Origin of the sequence: Alkalibacillus silvisoli (genome assembly GCF_039521975.1) — a bacterium.
Classification (GTDB): Bacteria; Bacillota; Bacilli; order Bacillales; family Alkalibacillaceae; genus Alkalibacillus; species Alkalibacillus silvisoli.
The window spans coordinates 215,292-236,726 of record NZ_BAAACZ010000018.1; the positions used below are offsets into that span (position 1 = coordinate 215,292).

The 21,435-nt window shown below is 38.9% G+C and carries 18 protein-coding genes; 15 read left to right on the forward strand and 3 right to left on the reverse strand.

What is annotated here, in order from left to right; genetic code table 11:
• The first annotated feature begins 138 nt into the window (after positions 1-138).
• From ABDZ63_RS11875 to ABDZ63_RS11890, 4 genes are read left to right on the forward strand one after another with little or no spacing between them, the layout of a single operon-like run.
• Entirely contained in the window at positions 139-1,035 is an 897-nt protein-coding gene (locus ABDZ63_RS11875; protein WP_343783739.1) for an ABC transporter permease, read from the forward strand.
• An 18-nt stretch (positions 1,036-1,053) separates the two neighbouring features.
• Positions 1,054-1,977, forward strand: coding sequence for an ABC transporter permease (locus tag ABDZ63_RS11880; protein ID WP_343783740.1), 924 nt, complete (start codon positions 1,054-1,056; stop codon positions 1,975-1,977).
• 24 nt (positions 1,978-2,001) lie between these two features.
• Entirely contained in the window at positions 2,002-3,033 is a 1,032-nt protein-coding gene (locus ABDZ63_RS11885; RefSeq protein ID WP_343783741.1) for an ABC transporter ATP-binding protein, read from the forward strand.
• On the forward strand, positions 3,002-4,042 hold the full coding sequence (locus ABDZ63_RS11890) for an ABC transporter ATP-binding protein (protein ID WP_343783742.1): 1,041 nt from the start codon (positions 3,002-3,004) through the stop codon (positions 4,040-4,042). Before ABDZ63_RS11885 ends, ABDZ63_RS11890 begins: the two co-directional genes overlap by 32 nt.
• Before the next feature lie 203 nt (positions 4,043-4,245).
• On the opposite strand, the gene ABDZ63_RS11895 is transcribed toward ABDZ63_RS11890, so the two are convergent.
• Positions 4,246-5,232, reverse strand: a complete 987-nt coding sequence (locus ABDZ63_RS11895; RefSeq protein ID WP_343783743.1) for a polysaccharide deacetylase family protein — start codon at positions 5,230-5,232, stop codon at positions 4,246-4,248.
• A 220-nt stretch (positions 5,233-5,452) separates the two neighbouring features.
• On the opposite strand from ABDZ63_RS11895, the gene ABDZ63_RS11900 reads away from it, so the two are divergent.
• Complete coding sequence (locus ABDZ63_RS11900; RefSeq protein WP_343783744.1) at positions 5,453-6,643, forward strand: glycine C-acetyltransferase; 1,191 nt, start codon at positions 5,453-5,455, stop codon at positions 6,641-6,643.
• Positions 6,644-6,676: 33 nt separating this feature from the next.
• Entirely contained in the window at positions 6,677-7,627 is a 951-nt protein-coding gene (locus ABDZ63_RS11905; RefSeq protein ID WP_343783745.1) for an L-threonine 3-dehydrogenase, read from the forward strand.
• 181 nt (positions 7,628-7,808) lie between these two features.
• On the opposite strand, the gene ABDZ63_RS11910 is transcribed toward ABDZ63_RS11905, so the two are convergent.
• Positions 7,809-8,291 (reverse strand): tetratricopeptide repeat protein, encoded by a 483-nt coding sequence (locus tag ABDZ63_RS11910; RefSeq protein ID WP_343783746.1) that lies wholly within the window; start codon positions 8,289-8,291, stop codon positions 7,809-7,811.
• Positions 8,292-8,621: 330 nt separating this feature from the next.
• On the opposite strand from ABDZ63_RS11910, the gene ABDZ63_RS11915 reads away from it, so the two are divergent.
• The 9 genes from ABDZ63_RS11915 to ABDZ63_RS11955 all read left to right on the forward strand — a co-directional run bounded on the left by ABDZ63_RS11915 (position 8,622) and on the right by ABDZ63_RS11955 (position 19,217).
• On the forward strand, positions 8,622-10,187 hold the full coding sequence (locus ABDZ63_RS11915; RefSeq protein WP_343783747.1) for a BCCT family transporter: 1,566 nt from the start codon (positions 8,622-8,624) through the stop codon (positions 10,185-10,187).
• Positions 10,188-10,400: 213 nt separating this feature from the next.
• Entirely contained in the window at positions 10,401-10,934 is a 534-nt protein-coding gene (locus ABDZ63_RS11920; RefSeq protein ID WP_343783748.1) for an acyl-CoA thioesterase, read from the forward strand.
• A 97-nt stretch (positions 10,935-11,031) separates the two neighbouring features.
• Positions 11,032-11,481, forward strand: a complete 450-nt coding sequence (gene hutP, locus ABDZ63_RS11925; protein WP_343783795.1) for a histidine utilization transcription antiterminator HutP — start codon at positions 11,032-11,034, stop codon at positions 11,479-11,481.
• Between the two features lie 72 nt (positions 11,482-11,553).
• Positions 11,554-13,077: a histidine ammonia-lyase gene (gene hutH, locus ABDZ63_RS11930; RefSeq protein ID WP_343783749.1), complete on the forward strand. Its 1,524-nt coding sequence runs from the start codon at positions 11,554-11,556 to the stop codon at positions 13,075-13,077.
• Positions 13,078-13,134: 57 nt separating this feature from the next.
• On the forward strand, positions 13,135-14,436 hold the full coding sequence (locus ABDZ63_RS11935; protein ID WP_343783750.1) for a YjiH family protein: 1,302 nt from the start codon (positions 13,135-13,137) through the stop codon (positions 14,434-14,436).
• A gap of 24 nt (positions 14,437-14,460) precedes the next feature.
• Positions 14,461-16,119 (forward strand): urocanate hydratase, encoded by a 1,659-nt coding sequence (hutU, locus tag ABDZ63_RS11940; protein WP_343783751.1) that lies wholly within the window; start codon positions 14,461-14,463, stop codon positions 16,117-16,119.
• A 292-nt stretch (positions 16,120-16,411) separates the two neighbouring features.
• On the forward strand, positions 16,412-17,668 hold the full coding sequence (gene hutI, locus ABDZ63_RS11945; protein ID WP_343783797.1) for an imidazolonepropionase: 1,257 nt from the start codon (positions 16,412-16,414) through the stop codon (positions 17,666-17,668).
• On the forward strand, positions 17,661-18,605 hold the full coding sequence (hutG, locus tag ABDZ63_RS11950; RefSeq protein ID WP_343783752.1) for a formimidoylglutamase: 945 nt from the start codon (positions 17,661-17,663) through the stop codon (positions 18,603-18,605). The genes hutI and hutG overlap by 8 nt, the downstream gene beginning before the upstream one ends.
• 87 nt (positions 18,606-18,692) lie before the next feature.
• Positions 18,693-19,217, forward strand: coding sequence for a hypothetical protein (locus tag ABDZ63_RS11955; RefSeq protein WP_343783753.1), 525 nt, complete (start codon positions 18,693-18,695; stop codon positions 19,215-19,217).
• A gap of 186 nt (positions 19,218-19,403) precedes the next feature.
• On the opposite strand, the gene ABDZ63_RS11960 is transcribed toward ABDZ63_RS11955, so the two are convergent.
• Positions 19,404-21,434 (reverse strand): ABC transporter ATP-binding protein, encoded by a 2,031-nt coding sequence (locus ABDZ63_RS11960; protein WP_343783754.1) that lies wholly within the window; start codon positions 21,432-21,434, stop codon positions 19,404-19,406.
• Position 21,435 lies beyond the last annotated feature (1 nt).

A 21,435-nucleotide genomic window follows, 5' to 3' on the forward strand; every position in this document is an offset into this window, starting at 1 on the left:
GTTGAGAAAGTAGACTCGATTTAGATTTTTGCCAAAAAACAACAATAAAAAAGCGCTTCCATTTGTGGTAAAATATCTAAAGTCAGAGTTAACTTAAATTTTCAAAAACTTCTATGTTTTCAAAAAGGGGGTATAACAGTGACAAATAATCAAGTAGAAAGTAATCAAACGGAGGAAAAGGTAGAAAACCCTAAAGTTAAAAGTATAAAAGATTTCTACCGCCGTCTTAAAAAGAATAAAGCAGCGCTAATTGGTTTTTACACCATTATCTTAATGATTGTCGTCTCAATTATTGGGCCATACTTCACACCATATGATCCAACTTCTACTAATCTACCAGATCGATTCCAAGGTCCTTCAGCAGAGTATTGGTTTGGGACCGACCATATGGGTAGAGATATATTTAGTAGGATTATTCATGGTATGTCAATGACATTATTTGTAGGTTTTGCTTCTGTTATATTAGGAGCATTAGTAGGTATACCTATTGGAATTGTGTCAGGTTATTACGGTGGACGTGTTGATAGTATTATTATGCGTTTCATTGATATCTTACTAGCTTTCCCAGGTATTTTACTAGCTTTAGCTATTGTAAGTATTTTAGGTGGAAGTTTAATTAACGTAACGATTGCAGTAGCAATTTATGCTGTACCTGGTTTTGCACGTATTATACGCGGATCAACTTTAGCTGCTAAAAAACTAGAGTATGTCGATGCGATTAGGGCCTTAGGTGCTGGTGATAGACGAATTATCTTTAAGCACATTATGCCAAATGTATTATCACCAGTTATTGTAAATGCGACGTTGTACATCGCAACGGCTATCTTAACAGCTGCTGGTTTATCCTTCTTAGGAATGGGTGTACAGCCGCCAGATCCTGAGTGGGGAGCGATGTTGAATGATGGTAGAGGTTATATGAATGATGCAGTTCATATTACATTCTTCCCAGGTTTATTTATTGTAATTGTAGTATTAGCATTTAACATTTTTGGTGACGGACTACGCGATGCGTTAGATCCAAAGATGAAAAAATAGAAAAGGGGTGCAAAGGAGATGACAGTTTTTATTATCCGTCGTTTATTTCAACTGATTCCGGTGTTAATAGGTGTTACAATCTTAGTATTCTTAATGATGCACGCAACACCTGGAAACCCCGCGCAACTAATGGCCGGTGAAAATGCACCACCTGAAACAGTTGAACTTATTGAAGAAAGGTTAGGTCTTAATGATCCATTGCCTGTACAATATTTTGATTATGTAACAGGTGTCATCCAAGGTGACCTTGGCACCTCTATGCGTTATAACACGCCAGTAATTGATGAAGTAGCACCAAGGTTTTTGGTAACAATAGAATTAGCGGTCTATGCGACAATTTTAAGTATTTTCCTTGGATTAATTGCAGGTATTATTTCTGCTGTTAGACAATACTCTGTTGCAGACGTATCGATTATGATTATTGCATTATTTGGTTTATCCATGCCTAACTTTTGGTTAGGATTAATGTTAATGCAATATTTTGCAGTAAACTTAGGTTGGTTTCCACCAACAGGTTGGGGTTCACCTGGGCAAGTCATATTACCAGTAATTACCCTAGGTACAGCCGGAGCAGCCATAATTGCACGTATGACACGCTCAAGTATGCTTGAAGTTATTTCTCAAGACTATATTAGAACAGCCCGTGCAAAAGGTGTTAAAGAAAGAATTATCGTATATAAGCACGCACTTAAAAACGCACTGATTCCAGTAGTAACTGTAATTGGTTTACAATTCGGTGCATTACTAGCAGGTGCGGTATTGACAGAGGAAGTATTCGCGATTAACGGTTTAGGTCGTTTACTTGTAGACTCCATCAATAACCGTGACTTCCCAGTGGTGCAGGCTTGTATCTTAATTATTTCAGTAGTATTCGTTGTCGTTAATTTATTAGTCGATATTTCATACAAATTCCTTAACAAGAGAATAGACCTTAACGATTAATAGAAGAAAGTGGGGTGTAGAGAAATGAGTCAAGAATCAATTTTACAAGTAAAAGGTTTAAGAACATCCTTCTTCGTAGGAGGTAATGAAGTAAAAGCAGTTGACGGTGTAACTTTCGATGTTCCTAAAGGTAAAACGTTAGGCATTGTTGGTGAGTCAGGTTCAGGTAAAAGTATTAGTGCTTTATCAATCCTTCAATTAATTGATTCACCAGGTGAAATCGTCGACGGTGAAATTAAATTCAAAGGTGAAAACCTATTAGATTATAGCGCAGCTGATATGCGTAAAATTCGTGGTAACCAAATCTCAATGATTTTCCAGGAGCCAATGACTTCATTGAACCCAGTTTATACAATTGGTCAACAAATTCGTGAAGCACTGAAAATTCACCGTGGTCTTGATAAGAAAGACGGAACTGAAAAAGCGGTAGAATTATTAGAACTTGTAGGGATTCCGTCTCCAAGACAACGTGTAACACAGTACCCTTTTGAACTTTCAGGGGGAATGCGTCAACGTGTTATGATTGCAATGGCTCTAGCGTGTAATCCAGAGCTATTAATCGCAGACGAGCCTACAACAGCTCTAGATGTTACGATCCAAGCACAAATTTTAGAGCTTATTAAAGAACTTCAAGAAGAGTTGGATATGTCAGTGGTTATGATTACGCACGACTTAGGTGTTGTGGCTGAAACATGTGATTATGTTGCAGTTATGTACTGTGGTAAGGTTGTTGAATATGCTGATGTCAACACTTTATTCAAGAACCCTAGACACCCATATACGGTAGGTCTATTGAATTCATTACCACGTAGTGACGTCGACCAAGAGGAATTAATTCCTATTAAAGGGACAGTTCCAGCACCACATGAAATGCCAGATGGTTGTCGATTTGCGCCACGTTGCCCATTTGCAACAGACTTATGCCACAGCGAATTACCAAACCTTGATGATTTAGGTAAGGGTGAGCAAGTTCGTTGTTGGATCTATACAGATGAATGGGATGGCGATCCGGAGGTGAAAGTGCATGAGCCAGAAAAAAGAACTTCTGAAGATTAATAACCTAAAACAGTATTTCCCAATCAAAGGTGGAGTCTTCGGTCGAACAGTGAATAACGTAAAAGCAGTTGATGATGTTTCATTTACTATTTATGAAGGTGAAACGGTGAGTGTTGTTGGTGAGTCTGGTTGTGGTAAGTCAACAACAGGCCGTGCGATTTTACGTTTAGACGACCCGACTGATGGTACCATTGAGTTTGATGGAACGGATTTACTGTCATTAAGTAAGAAAAATATGCGTAAAATGCGAAAAGATTTACAAATTATTTTCCAAGACCCATACGCATCTTTAAATCCGCGTATGACTGTACGTCAGACATTAAATGAAGCGATGGAAATCCAGAATGTAGTGCCTAAAAATGAACGTAATGATCGTATTGCAGAATTAATGGAGACAGTTGGTTTACAACCACACCAAGCTGATCGTTATCCACATGAATTCTCAGGTGGTCAACGTCAACGTGTTGGTATTGCCCGTGCACTTTCGGTTGATCCGAAGCTAATCGTATGTGACGAAGCAGTATCAGCTTTAGACGTATCGATTCAAGCACAGGTGTTAAACTTATTAAAGAAATTCCAAAAGGATTGGAACCTAACTTATTTATTCATTGCGCACGACTTAGGTGTTGTACGTCACATCTCAGATCGTATTATTGTGATGTACCTTGGTAAAATTGTTGAAATGGGTGATACGAAATCAATCTTCGAAAACCCACAACATCCTTATACAAAGGCGTTGTTATCGGCAATTCCAGTACCGGACCCGGAGAAGAAGACAGAGCGTATCTTCTTACAAGGTGATGTACCTTCACCAATCGACCCACCAAGTGGTTGCCGTTTCCACACAAGATGTCCATTCGCGACAGAAAAGTGTGCTGAGGAGATACCGGAGTTACGTAATGAAGAATATATGACAGGTGGACACCAAGCAGCTTGCCATTACATTAAGGCAATTGAGTCAGGTGAACATCAGCCGACAAGAGAAACTTCTAAAGTAAGAAACGTATAAATAATTCTAATAACCCCTAGTTAGTGGACTAAATCAATCGTCACTAATTGGGGGTTATTATGTTTAATATTATGGCTCTAAAATATTTGTTGGGGTAGAGACACAATTTAGGATGTGGTTATGATAGCGGCCGTTGGCGTCAGGTGATCCGCTTACGGTGGATGCTTGCACCCAAAGGGCATAAGTACAACGTTTAATATGGTTTAATATATAGTTTTGTTAGCTATATTTAGTTCCTTCATCTTATTTAAATCTTTTTCTGTTAGATCTTGAAACGTCCGAAACTCATATCCTTCACTTTCATAATAATCAATGATTCTAGGCAAGGCCTCTGCTGTACTATGGCTAGTTGGAGAATCATGGAATAATACAACAGCGAAATCTTGTTCACCTGTTGTAGCTACGACATTATTATAAATGTCTAAAGCATCTACTTCTTCATGATTGGCATCATTAGAAGAAACATTCCAATCAAAATAATAATAACCTCTTTCCTTAACATCTTCAGTTATTTTAGCCATAATTTGATCTCCACCGTAATCAGTAGACACTTGATTGGTAGCACCACCTGGAAACCGAAAGTATGGTGGTATTTCTTGATCCAATACTTCTTCAATCTGATTTTTAGCTTGATAAAAATCATCGTAAAAGGAGTCTAAATCTGAATAAATAGAATAATCGTGTGAATGTGAGTGTGGCAATACTTTATGTCCTTCTTCTTGAGCACGCCTGGTGTAATGCGGGTATTCCTCTACTGATTGTCCGATTGCAAAGAAAGTAGCGGGTATATTATGTTCTTTTAAAATATCTAATATTTTTGGTGTGACTTTAGAGGGACCATCATCAAATGTTAAAAACACTTGTTTTGATCCTGAGCGTGAAGCACTCTGTTTAGCCTCTTCTAACTGTTTAGTCAATTCGTCTATTTTAGATTCTTGGTCTTTTAATTCTTCTTCCTTTTCTTCTAATTCGTCATTCATCTCTTCAATGTTCACATCATATTCGCTCAACTGCTGTTTTAATTCACTTTTTTCTTCTTCAGCAATCTCTAATTGCTCCTCTAACTCCTCAACTTGAGATGTTAAGTTATTAATTTGTTCGTCCTTTTCAGCTGAACAAGCATGAAGTGTAAATGTGATCACTGCTATTAAAGTGAACCATTTTAATAAGTAGGGAAAATTAAGCCGCATCATGAACCGCTCCTATTGCTTTTCTTAGTTGTAAAATAATGAAGAACTCATCACTTTTAAATTCACCATTTTAGACAGTGAATAGTCATAGATGTATCAATTTTATAAAATAATTAAGAAAATCATGACACCTTGAATATAACGTTACGAATTATGTCAAAACATGTTATGATACTAATGGGGAAAACTAGATGACTATATCATATTAGGAGGTAATATTATGCCTAGCGAAACTTTAGATCGTTTTTTAAATGAAAATTTACAAGAATTAAAAGACCAAGGACTTTATAATGAAATTGACCCAGTAGAAGGTGCTAATGGCCCTGTTATTACAATCAATGGCCAAAAACTAATTAACCTTTCATCTAATAACTATCTCGGTTTAGCCACTGACGAACGGCTTAAGGAAGTGGCGAGTAAAGCAGTAGATTCTCACGGAGTAGGTGCTGGTGCTGTTCGTACGATTAACGGTACATTAGACTTACACGTTAAGTTAGAAGAGAAAATTGCGGAATTCAAAGGTACAGAGAGCGCGATTGCTTATCAATCAGGGTTCAACTGTAATATGGCAGCTATTTCCGCTGTTATGGACAAGAATGATGCGATTTTATCTGATGCTTTAAACCATGCTTCAATCATTGATGGTTGCCGTTTATCAAAAGCAAAAATCATTCCTTATGGCCACAATGATATGGAAGACCTTCGTCAAAAGGCGAAAGAAGCCACAGAATCTGGTCAATACAATAAAGTGATGGTTATTACCGATGGTGTCTTCTCAATGGACGGCGACATCGCTAAATTACCTGAAATCGTAGAGGTTGCTCGAGAATTTGACTTGATCACTTATGTAGATGATGCTCACGGCTCAGGTGTTTTAGGTAAAGGTGCAGGTACGGTTAAACATTTCGGACTTCAAGATCAAATTGATTTCCAAATGGGTACGCTATCTAAAGCAATTGGTGTTGTAGGTGGATACGTTGCTGGTAAACAAGAATTAGTCGACTGGCTTAAAGTTCGCTCAAGACCATTCTTGTTCTCTACATCTTTATCACCTGCAGATGTAACAGCATCAACTAAAGCTATTGATCTACTCATGGAATCAACAGAGCTTTATGACAAGATGTGGGAAAATGGCAACTACTTAAAAGAAGGTTTAAAAGGTTTAGGCTTTGATATTGGGGATAGTGAAACGCCAATAACGCCATGTATCATTGGTGATGAGAAGACGTCACAGCAATTTAGTAAACGTCTAAATGAAGAAGGTGTTTATGCAAAAGCGATCGTGTTCCCAACAGTTCCAAGAGGTACAGGACGCGTAAGAAATATGCCAACAGCAGCTCATACAAAGGAAATGTTAGATGACGCGATTAAGATTTATGAAAAAGTCGGTAAAGAAATGGGCGTTATCTAAGAGCTTAAGAGGGGAACAGGAGGAACTATTACAATGAAAAAAGTATTAGTGACAGGTTCGTTAGGCCAAATTGGTTCAGAACTTACGATGGCTTTGCGTGAACAATATGGTACAGATAATATTATTGCAACAGATATTCGTGAGGTAGATAGCCCAGTTGTAACAGAAGGTCCGTTTGAGACACTAGATGTCATGCAAGCTCAAGAAATTCACGATCTCGCTAATAAACACCAAGTCGATACGGTTATTCATTTAGCAGCATTATTATCAGCTAAAGCAGAGAGTAATCCACAATTAGCTTGGAATTTAAATATGAATGGTTTAATGAATGCGTTAGAAGTTGCTCGTGAATTAGACGCAAAACTCTTCACACCAAGTTCAATTGGTGCATTTGGGCCAACAACACCAAAGGATTTAACGCCACAACTGACGATTCAACGTCCCAATACGATGTATGGTGTCAACAAAGTAGCTGGTGAATTATTATGTGATTATTACTTTAAGCGTTACGGTGTTGATACTCGTGGTGTACGTTTCCCAGGTTTAATCTCTTATGTGACAGAGCCTGGTGGAGGTACAACAGATTATGCTGTTGAAGTTTATTATGAAGCTCTTAAGAATAAGCAATATACATCTTATATTTCTAAAGGGACTCATATGGATATGATGTACATGCCAGATGCTGTTAAAGCAATCATTGACTTAATGGAAGCTGATCCATCTAAGCTTGTGAACCGAAATGCATACAATGTGACAGCAATGAGTGCAGCACCTGAACATTTTGAAGATGCTATTCAAAAGCATATTCCTGAATTTACTTTAGACTATGAAGTAGACCCAGTTAGACAGACGATTGCTGATAGCTGGCCAAACTCAATAGATGCAGCTAAAGCAAAAGAAGAGTGGGGCTTTAACGTTGATTACGATATCAACCGAATGACAGAAGATATGTTAAATAAATTGAAAGCTAAATTAGAAGTGTAAAATAAACGCCCGGTTTTTAAATTTTTATGCCGGGCGTTAATTTATTTATCGAGTGAAATTCATGATAAATGAGCGGGAATCTTAATATTTGAGCGAACCCCTCCGATAATAGAGCGAAAACCAAATTAATAAGATGACGGACCCTAATCATCAGAAATCGCCCACCACTTTTACAGTGCTTTTAATTAAAAGTCTCATCAAGGCAGCTTGCGTAAAATTCAATTAAGCCTCGGTGATTGATTAATTCACTATCCTTCGTTGTCTCGATCAGTTTTTGTGCCATAATCTCCATTGCTAAATCAGAATCACCTAAGTTATATAAAGTCATCGCAAAATAAATATAGAATGGATTTGAACTTGGAAATTCACTCATTCCAACTTCTAACGTCTCACGTGCTTGTTCATAAAGCCCAACTGCACGATAAGAAATGCCAAGGTGTAAAAGTGCTTTCTTTCGATATTCTTCGTTTAAATCAAATTCTAATGCTTGTTGGTAAAATGTAATCGCTTGTGGGAAGAGCTCAAGCTTTTCGTGTACTTCTGCTGCTACTAATAAAACTTTCTGATCCTCTTTATGTTCATTTGCTAACTCAGCTAAGAGAGGTTGTGCTTCTTTCAAATTTCCTTCATTTTTTAAACGGATTGCTTCTTGTAGTTGGTCCAATGTCAAAACTCCTTTACTCAATATCCACTTTAAGTCTAATCTGAAACAAAATGTCTTTCAAATGAATGGGTTCATATCAATTATAATAAATTTTAAAAAGTTGCAAATAACATGATTAAGGGCTAAATAAGTTTAGAATTATGATGTGAGGGTATAATGCCTTTAAAATTCGTTTAATTTTAGCAGATTGTGGCCATAGAAAAATTTTGACGAATTATGTCTGTTTGAACTACAATTTAAAACTAATTGTGCGTAAACCTTATAATAGATGATTAATAAGGTTTAAAAACTCATTCGGACAATTATATAACAGTTTATGGGAGGAAAAGAATGAAGAAAAAGTATTATACCGATGAGTACTTAGGAACAGGAACACAATGGGGTCCGTTTGCAATTAGTGGAGGATTCTTGCTTTTATTTTTAGTATTAGCATTTTTTACACCAGATTTCGCATCCGAGACGGTAGAGGCTTCATTTGATTTTTCAGCTAAGTATTTCGGTTTATTTTGGCAACTGTTAATGTTAGCCACATTGATTGTCAGCTTGATTTTGATGTTTTCACGTTATGGACGTGTTCGTTTAGGTAATAAAGAAGAACCACAGTATGGTAATTTCCGTTGGGTAGCGATGATCTTAACAACGTTACTAGCTTCTGGTGGTGTGTTTTGGGCGGCTAGTGAACCTATATCACACTATATCGATACCCCGCCATTATTCGCAACTGATGGTATGAGTGAATGGGATCGTGTTGTACCAGGTATGTCACAAGCATTCTTTCACTGGGGATTCTCTGCTTGGGCAATTTTAGGTACAGTAGCAACCATTGTCATCATGTATTCACACTATCATAAAGGAATGCCTTTAAAACCAAGAACAATGCTTTATCCATTATTGGGTGACAAAGTGTTCAAACGCTTTAATATATGGGGAGTTCTAGCAGATGTTACGTCGATTATTGCAGTCGCAGCAGGTACAATAGGAGCTATTGGTTTCTTAGGGTTACAAGCTGCTTATGCATTTGAAGACCTATTTGGTATACCTAGCACCTTATTTACACAAATCTCATTTATCGTCGTTCTAGTAACGATCGCAACGATTTCAGCGATTACAGGTGTCGATAAAGGAATTCAATTACTTAGCCGATTTAACGTAAGTTTCGCAGTAGTATTAATGGTTATTATTTTAATTGTTGGTCCGACGATGTTCATCCTAGATGCCTTCGTTGCTGCAGAAGCTTTCCAATTACAGAATTACTTAATGATGAGCTTAACGCGCGGTGATGAAGAGTGGTTAAGCTGGTGGACCATCTTCTTCTGGGGTTGGTTTATCGGATTTGGCCCAATGATGGCGATCTTCATCAGCAGAATCTCACGCGGTCGTACGATTCGTGAACTCGTAGTAGCTGTAGCGCTTATGGCACCAATTGTGAGTAATTTCTGGTTTGCAACGATTGGTGGTTCGGGTGTATGGTTTGAAATCCAAAACCCTGAGAGCGTTTCAGTTCCGCTAGCTGAAGTCGGGCAAGAAGCGGCTGTGGCTGCGATTTTAAACCAACTACCACTTGGAACATTAATTGCATTCGGTTTCTTAATCGTAACTGTTATCTTCGTTGCTACAACTGCAGACTCAATGTCTTATGCATCAGCCGTTTCAGTAACAGGTAATGATGAACCGAGCAAATATGTCCGTGTATTCTGGGCAATTATGTTTGGTGCAATTGCAGTCGCACTAATCGCAATTGGAGATGGTAGTGGCGATAGTATTGGTATGTTACAGAACTTTATTGTGGTCTCAGCAGTACCTGTATCCATCCTACTATTACCACCTGTTTGGGATTCAGTTAAAGTCGCTAAAAAATTAGCAGAAGAACAAGGGATCAAAAAGAAGGATGATTAATTAAGGGTTGCTCAATAAATCACGATTAAAGCCAGTCGGAGTTTGATAACAATTTCGACTGGTTTTATTTTGCAGTGACTCTTTTTCCATTTGACGTCTGTACCTTCACCCCACACGCATGAGAAGTGAAAAGAGACACGCGAGATGGTATACTATTGTCAAATTCAACAAAGGTTAAAACAACCAGAATAATTATGAAAGTAAGGTGACACAATGGAAGCAAAGCCATGTATTCATTCATTGACTGTAAAAAACTCACATGTACTACCTCCAGATACGAACAGTCATGGAACATTGTTCGGTGGTAAATTGATGGCATATATGGACGATGTGGCAGCGATTGCGGCAACACGTCATGCACGTATGCCAGTCGTTACCGCATCTACTGATTCAGTAGACTTCTTAGCACCCGTGCATGAAGGCAGTACGATTTGTTTAGAAGCGTTCGTCACTTGGACGCGCAATACATCGATGGAAGTGTTCGTTAAAGCAATAACGGAAAATTTATTAACAGGAGAGCGTCATGTTTGTACGACTGCCTTTTTAACGATGGTGGCGGTTGGCGATGATGGTAAGCCGACTAAAGTACCATCAGTCTATCCGGAGTCAGAAGAGGAGAAATGGTTGAACGAAGGCGCTGAAGAACGTGCGCAATATCGTAAGAAACGTCGTGAACAGTCTAAAACATTAGCAGAGAAGTTCGGCGCTGATTTCCCTTGGGACCCAACTCATAACCCTAAGGCATAAAAGTTAAGTACAGGCATATTATAGAGTGAGCTATATTGACACATTGCCAGAATTGTTTTACAATTTTGATAAGTGATTGAGAAATGATGGTGTTAATATGGTTGAACAACAGAACAAAGGGATCGGAAAGCAAGCTCTTCAATTAGTTTTAGCTAGTAGCGATGAGTTAGAAGAGTTGAAATCCGATATGGAGCAGTTAACTTATCAGTATTGTTTAGGTAAAACAGGATCAATGGATTTACAAAAGGTTGTTTCAGCCATTGAAACAGCAGCTAAACGCAATCACATTATTAAGGAAAAGCTTTACCGGGAAATGCATGCACTTTATCATGCTATTTTAGAAGCGGTGCAAGGTGTTACGCGAGGTCAAGTTCAATTAGGTGATGTGATGCGTACAGTTGGTTTACGATTTGCTGTCGTTCGAGGGAAGCCATATGCTAATGAGGATGAAGGTGAATGGGTTGCCGTTGCTTTATACGGCACAATAGGCGCACCTATTCGAGGCCTTGAACATGAGACAGCAGGGTTAGGTATTAATCATATATAATTTATGCCCATGAGTGATGAGATAATAGGGGGCTTATTCTTGAATGCTTTTTCAAGGATAAGTCCCTTTTTTATGTCTAATGGAGGTGGTTGTTTGGAGCTTAATGGACATCATTTGACTTTGGAAGAAATTAAGCGCGTTGTACATCATTTTGAAACCGTTACCATTTCAGATGAAGCGATTCAAAGTGTGATGGAAAGTAGAGAGATGGTTGAAACAGCAGTAGATAAGCATGATGTCATTTACGGGATTAATACAGGTTTTGGTAAATTTAGTGATGTTGAGATTGATGAAGAAGATTTAGATCAATTACAAATGAATCTAATTTACTCGCATGCATGTGGTGTAGGAGAGCCATTTTCTAAAAGTGTAAGCCGCGCGATGGTGCTATTACGTGCTAATGCCTTACTTAAGGGCTATTCAGGTGTTCGATTAGTTGTCATTGAGAAATTAGTCGAGCTTTTAAACAAAGGGCTTACTCCTGTAATTCCTTCTCAAGGCTCACTAGGGGCAAGTGGAGACCTCGCACCATTAGCACACTTAGCACTCGTCTTACTTGGTCGAGGAGAAGTGTTTAATGAAGCAGGTGAAAGGAAGAAGGCAAGTGAGGTCTTGCCTTTAAAAGGTTTTGAACCTATAACACTAAAAGCAAAAGAAGGGCTAGCTTTAATTAATGGTACACAGGCGATGACAGCAGTCGGCGTTTTGACTTATTTAGAGGCAGAAGAAACCCTTTTACAATCTGAACAAATAGCTGCGATGACAATGGAGGGACTAGAAAGCATCATCTCGGCCTTTGATTCTAAAATTCATCAAGCACGTGGGCATCAAGAGCAAATACAAGTTGCTTTAAGGATGCAGGGTTATTTGAAAGGGAGTCAACTAATAACAAGACAAGGAGAAAGGCGCGTGCAAGATGCTTATTCGATTCGCTGTATTCCGCAAGTGCTCGGTGCATCTTGGCAAACGTTAGACTACGTTAAAGAAAAACTAGAAATCGAGATCAATGCAGCAACAGATAATCCGCTTATTTTTACGGATGAAGGAGAAGTGCTATCAGGTGGGAATTTCCATGGTCAACCGATTGCAATTGCAATGGATTTATTGAAGATTGGTATGGCGGAAGTTGCCAATATTTCAGAAAGACGAATTGAAAGGTTGGTGAACCCACAACTTAATGACTTACCCCCATTCTTAAGTCCAGAACCTGGCTTACAATCAGGCGCTATGATTATGCAATACACAGCAGCCTCTCTCGTTTCTGAAAATAAAACATTAGCCCACCCAGCAAGTGTTGACTCTATTCCCTCATCGGCTAATCAAGAAGATCACGTCAGCATGGGAACAATTGGGGCAAGACATGCGAATCAAATCGTACAAAATGTAAGGCGCGTTGTAGCTATTGAACTAATTTGTGCTACAGAAGCTGTAGAAGTAAGAGGCATTCATAAAATGGCCTTAGCAACACAACAACTTTACGAAAAAGCACGTGAAGTCGTACCAAGTATTACCCAAGACCGTGCCTTTTCAAATGACATTGAAGCATTGACGCATTGGTTGCAAGATAGTTCAGAAAAGCCTGTTTCACAAAATTGATTAACCAAACATGAAGGTCCCTTGGATAAGCATATGTTTATTTAGGAGGGGATCTTTATGAATCAAAACGTAAATGCTATGACGTTTGTGAAGTTAATTTTGTTCAGCAGTATTGGTTTGTTTATGTTTTTTATTCCGATCACGATTGGTGATCAATCAACGATACCGTTAGATCATATCGTCACTTGGATTCGTACAACGTTTCCAGATATAGTGCCATATTATGCGCTTATTGTCATTTTGGCTGGTGCAATTTATCCATTTTATAAAAAAGAATGGAACAAAGATACTGTAACGACAGTATTTTCGCTGTTAAAAGTATTAGGTTTGATTGTAGCAATTATGTTAATTGCCGAAATTGGCCCTAATGTATTGTTCGACCCTAATATTGGGCCATTTTTACTTGAAAGTTTAGTTATTCCTGTTGGTATTTTAGTGCCGATTGGTGCAATATTCCTAGCATTTATTGTTGGCTATGGATTACTAGAGTTTATCGGTGTTTTATTAAGGCCTATTATGAGGCCGATCTTTAAGACGCCAGGCCGATCAGCTATAGACGCTTTTGCATCATTTGCAGGAAGTTACTCGATTGCATTACTGATCACAAATCGTGTCTATAAAGAAGGTAAATATACAGCAAAAGAAGCCATGATTATTGCAACCGGCTTTTCGACTGTGTCAGCAACGTTCATGATTGTTGTTGCGACTACTCTAGGGTTTATGGATATATGGAATACGTTTTTTTGGACGTCTTTACTCATAACGTTTATCGTAACAGCTATTTCAGTCAGAATTTGGCCATTACGTAGTGAGGAAGACACGTATTACCAAGGTGCTGAACCAGTTCAAGAGGAGAAGAAAAAAGGTAATATTTTTAAAGAAGCATGGGCTGAGGGGATTAAAGTGGCCGAGCAAGCACCATCATTAGGGAAAAATGTATGGGTGAATTTAAAAGATGGGCTTGTTATGGTGATGAGCATATTACCTTCAATATTATCAGTCGGTTTAATTGGTTTACTATTGGCTGAACTAACGCCGACGTTTGATGTACTGGGGTATATCTTCTATCCATTTACAGCTTTACTTCAAATTCCTGAACCGTTGTTAGCAGCTAAGGCAGCAGCAATCGGTATAGCAGAAATGTTTTTACCAGCATTATTAGTCGCTGAAGCTTCTTTTGTTACAAAGTTTGTGGTGGGTGTGACGTCAATTTCTTCGATTTTATTTTTCTCAGCATCGATCCCTTGTATCTTATCGACTGAGATTCCAGTAAGAATTTCAAGATTAGTAATCATCTATATTGAAAGAGTCATTTTAACGATTATTATTGCGACACCAATTGCATTTATACTCGCTTAAATAGAATAAGAGGAGGAGCTAATTATGGTAGAAGGTGTTAAAAAAATTCGCGCGCCACGCGGAAGTGAATTGAATACGAAAGGGTGGGTACAAGAAGCGGCACTTAGGATGTTAATGAATAACTTGGACCCTGAAGTAGCGGAAAATCCAGATGAACTAGTCGTCTACGGCGGTATTGGAAAGGCAGCACGTAATTGGGAGAGTTATGAAGCGATTGTCAAGACGTTGAAAGAGTTAGATGAGGATGAAACGTTGCTCGTTCAATCTGGAAAACCAGTTGCAGTCTTCAAATCGCACAAGGATGCACCACGTGTGTTGTTAGCGAATTCAAATTTAGTTCCGGCTTGGGCTAATTGGGAACATTTCCGCGAATTAGAGAGAAAAGGTCTTATGATGTATGGACAAATGACGGCAGGTAGCTGGATTTATATTGGCACGCAAGGCATCCTGCAAGGGACTTATGAAACATTTGCTGAAGCGGGTCGTCAACATTTTGATAGTACTTTAAAAGGAACGTTAACGGTAACAGCCGGTTTAGGTGGTATGGGTGGTGCGCAACCATTAGCTGTCACGATGAATGACGGTGTTGTGATTGCGATTGAAGTTGATGAAAAGCGGATTAAGCGCCGGATTGATCATCGCTATTTACACAAGATGACAGATTCGTTAGACGAAGCGTTAGAGATGGCGAAGGATGCACAGGCAAAAGGTGAACCTCTTTCAATTGGGCTTTTAGGCAATGCTGCTGATGTTTTACCCGAGTTAGTTAAACGAGGAGTGACACCAGATTTAGTTACGGACCAAACATCTGCACATGATGCGTTAAATGGTTACTTGCCGGCAGGTTACTCTTTAGAAGAAGGGGAGGAGTTAAGAGAGTCAAATCCTGATGACTATTTAGCGTTATCACGGAAATCCATAAAAAAGCATGTCGAGGCGATGCTTGATTTACAAAAGGCTGGCTCTGTGACGTTTGATTACGGCAATAACATTCGACAAGAAGCTTATGATGAAGGGCTTGAAGATGCCTTTGATTTTCCTGGATTTGTCCCTGCGTTCATTCGCCCGCAATTTTGTGAGGGTAAAGGACCTTTCCGTTGGGCAGCATTATCAGGCGAGGCAGAAGACATTTATAAGATTGATGAAGTGTTATTACGCGAGTTTTCATATAATAAGCACTTATGTAAATGGATTCGTATGGCGCGTGAGCAGGTCGCATTTCAAGGGTTACCATCGCGAATTTGTTGGTTAGGTTATGGTGAGCGTGCCAGGTTCGGAAAGATTATTAACGACATGGTTGCATCTGGCAAATTATCAGCACCAATTGTCATTGGGCGCGACCATTTAGATGCAGGTTCAGTTGCATCACCAAACCGTGAAACAGAAGCTATGAAAGATGGCAGTGACGCTGTTGCTGATTGGCCAATTTTAAATGCACTGATTAATAGTGTTAATGGTGCTAGTTGGGTATCCGTACACCATGGTGGTGGTGTTGGTATGGGGTACTCTTTACACGCAGGAATGGTGATTGTTGCAGATGGGACTGATGATGCTAGAGAACGCTTAGATCGAGTTTTAACTTCTGACCCGGGTATGGGAGTTGCGCGCCATGTTGATGCGGGTTATGAACTAGCTGAAGAAACCGCTCGGGAAAAAGGTGTCAACATTCCGTTACTAGATTGATAGTTTTCGCCTGATTATTTGGGAATCGGGCGAAATCGTGATTTTTCAGGCGAAAAATAAGATAATCGGGCGAAATTTAATTTATTCAGGCGAAAATCTATTTTTTCAGGCGAACGCCTAATTAATTGGGCGAAATCTCGGTATTAGAGCGACATTTCTAATTAATGAGCGAAAATCCTTATAATAGAGCGATAATCCAATTATTTGATCGAAACCCTAATTAATAGAGCGAACGCCTACATTATTAGAGCGTTCGCCCAATTCTGAACGGAAACTAAAAGAGGAGGCAACGATTATGGCAACACTTTTATATAATATTGGGCAATTATTAACGATGGATCAATACGAAGGTCAAGTTCGCGGTCAAGATATGAACAATCTACCTGTCTATGAAAATTATGCAATCCTTATTGAAGACGGGAAAGTGAGTAAGATTGGACCTACATCTAAACTTGAAAATGAGTCAGCAGAAGAGAGGGTCGATTGTGAAGGTAAACTCGTTACACCTGGTATTGTCGAACCGCACACACACCTTGTATTTGGTGGTTCGCGTGAGCATGAGATGGCGCTTAAGCAACAAGGTGTGCCTTATTTAGATATTTTAAAGCAAGGCGGCGGAATTTTATCGACAGTAAAGGCAACTCGTGAAACATCAGAACAAGACCTTTATAATAAAGCAATGTTTCACCTTGATCGTATGGCAAGCTATGGCATTACGACAGTGGAGGCGAAAAGTGGGTACGGAATGGACCGTGAAACAGAGCTTAAGCAGCTGCGTGTTGCCAATCAAGTCGGAAGAGATCACCCACTTGATGTTGTATCCACCTTTTTAGGGGCGCATGCAATTACGAAAGATTATAAAGAAAACCCTGATGCATTACTTGATGAAATGGCAGCGATGTTTCCGGTAATTAAAGAAGAAGAATTAGCGGAATTCGTTGATATTTTTACAGAGACGGGTGTGTTTACCGTGGAACAGTCGCGCCGCTATTTAAACAAGGCGAAGGAATATGGCTTTGATGTGAAATTGCATGCTGATGAAATTGACCCGTTAGGTGGGACGCAATTAGCAGTTGAATTAGGTGCGAAATCAGGTGATCATTTAGCTGTTGCAACAGATGAAGGAATTGAACGGCTAGCCAACTCAGATACAATTGGCGTTTTGCTTCCAGGCACGATCTTTTATTTAGGTAAAGGGGACTTTGCGCGGGCGCGTGAGATGATTGAAGCGGGTGCAACGATTGCGATCTCAACCGATTTCAACCCAGGTAGTTCCGTAACTGAAAACATTCAGCTCATCATGTCATTAGCAGCACTAAAGATGCGCATGACTCCAGAAGAGATCTGGTATGCGGTGACAACAAATGCTGCTCATGCTATAAATCGCGGTGATGTTGCCGGTAAAATTAAAGAAGGACGCCAAGCTGATATCGTCATTTGGGATGCACCGAATTATAAATACATTCCGTACCATTACGGCGTGAACCACGTCAATACTGTCTTAAAATCAGGCAAGAAGCTTTACGTGCGAGGTGGTCTCATTGACTAACTATTTAAAACCAGCAGGAAAAGCAGTTTTCAAAGATTCATATGTGACGAAAATGAATGAGCTTTTAGTAGATTCAGACGGTCAAAAAAGGCGCTACGGCTTAATCGGTGCTCCTTTATCAAAACCGTCAATTAGTCACTCGGGTGCAGCATTTGCCCCAAGTGCGATTCGTCAAGCGATGGGAAGTTATTCGACTTACTCTAAAGAAATAAGCCATGACTTTAATGAAAATCATGTCACAGACTTTGGCGATGTTGACATGCACCCGACTGACATCGTGGAATCTCAAGAAAGAATTTATCACGCAACTAAGTCAGTATTAGAACAAGAAGAAGCGGAGCAGTTAATCGTCTTAGGTGGCGATCATTCTGTAAGCTTCCCGTCTATTAAAGCGCATCATGAAAAGTACGGCACAATTGGTGTCATTCAGTTCGATGCACACCACGATTTACGCAATTTAGAGGACGGTGGTCCAACGAATGGGACACCTTTTCGCAGGTCAATTGAAAGAGGTGTGTTAAAAGGTGAACACATCGTACAAATTGGCATTCGCGATTTCACGAATGCGAAAGGCTATGATGATTACGTGAACGAACAAGGTGTCACAGTCTATACGATGGAAGATGTCTATGAGAATAGGATCAGTGACCTGATCGAAAAGTCTTTAAAAATATTAGAGAATAAAGTGGACTTGATCTACCTTTCTGTTGATATGGATGTTCTAGACCAGGCCTATGCACCAGGTTGTCCAGCCATTGGACCAGGTGGAATGGATAGCTATACGTTAATGAAAGCGGTGGAAAAAGCTGCCCAACATGATAAAGTCAATGCAATCGACATTGTTGAAATTGACCCAACGATCGACTTTCGCAATATGACAAGCCGAGTGGCAGCGCACGTCATCTTTTCATATTGGAAAGGAAAAGTACTAGGATAAAAGAAGGATTATGACGAAATGTATAGAATTTATTAAATAGCCATATAATAGAATAAGAGATACAAAATGATATTCGAGGTGTCATAAATGAATAAGTATAAGTGGCTATTACTGACAACTTTTCTTTTGACCTCAGGTACAATGGGATACTTAGCAGTCGAGGCTAATAGTTCAAGTGGTGAATTCCTTCATATTAGTCATACGGGTGCCCATGCTAGTTTGTTTGAAGACTATCATGATATTTATATTGGGAAACAGCTAAAGTGGACTGGTGATGAGATGCCAACAGTTCAAGATATAGAGATTATTAAAGATGACGGTACTGTCTTGAGTGAAAATGATGAATCGATTCACATTGAACTGTTTATCGACCCAAATAATGAAACAGACCTATATTATGGATTTAGCCCCGAAATGCGGGAGGTTGTGGGTGAATATGAGCGTATTAATTCATTTGATATGAGTGAACATACAACAACGCTCGTCTTTAAAGTGACCCTTCGTGAATCTAACTATCAATTTGACCTAGACTATTTAGAAATCAATTATGAAGTAAAAGGTAGTGAGGAAATGCAGGAGCTTCCATTACGGAATTTTGTTTTTCATCATTAAATTTAAGGAAGTTTTATAAACAAATAGGTTAAGAGAAAATTTCATATTTGAAAATAAATGAAAAACAGAACCTCCATATTTGGAGGTTCTGTTTTTCTATTTTAGGGGTTAACACATTCTAACTTAAAGGTTGGAGTACTCCTTTAACAAAAGTCTTTGTGCATTTTTGAAAGGAAGGCAACACCCTTACGAGGAGGCATATGACTCTTTAGCTCCTAATTGCATTTCATACATCTTAAAGTATTCACCTTGTTCTTGTAAGAGTGTCTGATGCGTGCCCTTCTCAATTAGCTCACCTTGCTTTAACACGAAGATTTGATCTGCATCTTGAATCGTTGAAAGACGGTGAGCAATGACTAGTGTTGTTCTTCCTTTCTTCAATACTTTCAATGCTTCTTGGATCATGGCTTCTGTCTCGGTGTCGATATTAGCTGTCGCCTCATCAAGAATTAAAATAGCTGGGTCAAAAGCAAGTGCTCTAGCAAACGATAACAACTGTCTTTGTCCAGTAGAAAACTCAGCCCCTTTTTCTTTAACCGGCTCATCATACTTGTTAGGTAACTGCTCAATAAAACGATCAGCACCGACTGCTTTTAGGGCATTAATCGCATCATCACGACTAACGCGGGGGTCATTCATCGTGATGTTTGAAATAATCGTTCCAGTAAATATGAATGGATCCTGCAGCACAATGCCAATATGACTTCTAGCTTGTTGCCTCGATAATTCGTTAATTGACTTACCATCGATTAATATACGTCCTTTAGATGGGTCGTAAAATCTGAATAATAGATTCATAACCGTACTTTTACCAGAACCCGTATGCCCGACAAAAGCAGCTGTTTCACCAGGTTGTATTGAAAAAGATAAATCCTTTAAGACATAATCATCTTTTTCGTAAGCAAAGGAAACCTGATCAAATTCCACATAACCATCGTATCTCGTAATCGGTTTCTCATCGACTTCTTCACCATCTTCATCTAACAGTTCAAACACTCTTTTACCAGCAACTCTTGATTGTTCCAGTTGAGCTAACTGACTAACGATTTGGTTGACTGGCTCGAATAACCGAGTCAAATAATCAACAAAAGCGTAAAGTACACCTGCTGTAACGATCCCAGTACCATCTAGCGAAATCCCACCGAAGTACATAATAAATACAACAAAAGCAACATTTCTAAAAAAGTCCACCAAGTTAAATGAAGTAAATGCCGTAAACGTATTCATTTTCTTTTGATAGCGGTAATGGTATTGGTTTAATTCCTCGAACTCACCTGTCATTCGATCAACTTGATTATACGCTTGAATAATCGACATACCTTGAATCGACTCATTAATATTCGCATTTATTCGGCTATTCGTTTCACGGATTTCATGATTATAATGTCCGGCAATTTTCCTGTAAACTAACATCCATACCACAATAAATGGCACAAGTACTAAGCAGATCATCGCCAACCTTGCATCTAAAATAAATAAAGCAATGAAAATACCAAACATATAAATGAATCCAGATGCAAACACCTCTAAAACCTTCTCATACAGTTCTTTAATCGCCTCTGTATCGTTTGTCACGCGTGCGACAATCTTACCTGCTGGTTGATCAACAAAGTAAGGAATCGGAATGCGTTGAATATGACTGAACACATCTTTTCGCATCGTTTGTATAATTCGATTTGACGCATACTGTAATAAGTAAGTTTTATAATAAAGAAATACTGATGAAGCAAGAATCAAACCTAAATATAGCCCCAACCAAGCAGCAATCGAGCTCACTTCTGGTTGGAAGAAATGAAATAATTCACTTGTCGTTAAAGTTTGACCAGTTACAACTAATTCATTTTGGTCGACTTCAAAGACAAAAGTAGTACCGTCATCTTCTATATATCTCGCATTAAGTGGTACTTCTTCATCTAATAAGAAGAAAGATAATCCATCTTGAAATAAAGTCACCACTTTTTCATCATCAATCGAATCATAACGTTCAAGTCTAGTGTAATACTCGCCTTCAAATTCAATTGCACCAGTCTGTTCATCTGTCATAACATAATGATTAGCTACGCCAACTATATGGTCATCAATAATTTTCTTAGCAATTAACGGTCCACTTAACTCCATCGCAACCGCGACGATTAGACAAATAATTCCAATGATAATTGTCTTTTTATACTGTAAAGCATAATGAAAAAGGCGCTTTTCAGTTGATACGGGTTTCATA

Coding starts and splice junctions, on each gene's coding strand:
- ABDZ63_RS11880 (WP_343783740.1), top strand. CDS start 1,054: ATGACAGTTTTTATTATCCGTCGTTTATTTCAACTGATTCCGGTGTTA.
- ABDZ63_RS11885 (WP_343783741.1), top strand. CDS start 2,002: ATGAGTCAAGAATCAATTTTACAAGTAAAAGGTTTAAGAACATCCTTC.
- ABDZ63_RS11890 (WP_343783742.1), top strand. CDS start 3,002: ATGAGCCAGAAAAAAGAACTTCTGAAGATTAATAACCTAAAACAGTAT.
- ABDZ63_RS11895 (WP_343783743.1), bottom strand. CDS start 5,232: ATGCGGCTTAATTTTCCCTACTTATTAAAATGGTTCACTTTAATAGCA.
- ABDZ63_RS11900 (WP_343783744.1), top strand. CDS start 5,453: ATGCCTAGCGAAACTTTAGATCGTTTTTTAAATGAAAATTTACAAGAA.
- ABDZ63_RS11905 (WP_343783745.1), top strand. CDS start 6,677: ATGAAAAAAGTATTAGTGACAGGTTCGTTAGGCCAAATTGGTTCAGAA.
- ABDZ63_RS11915 (WP_343783747.1), top strand. CDS start 8,622: ATGAAGAAAAAGTATTATACCGATGAGTACTTAGGAACAGGAACACAA.
- ABDZ63_RS11920 (WP_343783748.1), top strand. CDS start 10,401: ATGGAAGCAAAGCCATGTATTCATTCATTGACTGTAAAAAACTCACAT.
- hutP (WP_343783795.1), top strand. CDS start 11,032: ATGGTTGAACAACAGAACAAAGGGATCGGAAAGCAAGCTCTTCAATTA.
- hutH (WP_343783749.1), top strand. CDS start 11,554: ATGTCTAATGGAGGTGGTTGTTTGGAGCTTAATGGACATCATTTGACT.
- ABDZ63_RS11935 (WP_343783750.1), top strand. CDS start 13,135: ATGAATCAAAACGTAAATGCTATGACGTTTGTGAAGTTAATTTTGTTC.
- hutU (WP_343783751.1), top strand. CDS start 14,461: ATGGTAGAAGGTGTTAAAAAAATTCGCGCGCCACGCGGAAGTGAATTG.
- ABDZ63_RS11955 (WP_343783753.1), top strand. CDS start 18,693: ATGAATAAGTATAAGTGGCTATTACTGACAACTTTTCTTTTGACCTCA.
- ABDZ63_RS11960 (WP_343783754.1), bottom strand. CDS start 21,434: ATGAAACCCGTATCAACTGAAAAGCGCCTTTTTCATTATGCTTTACAG.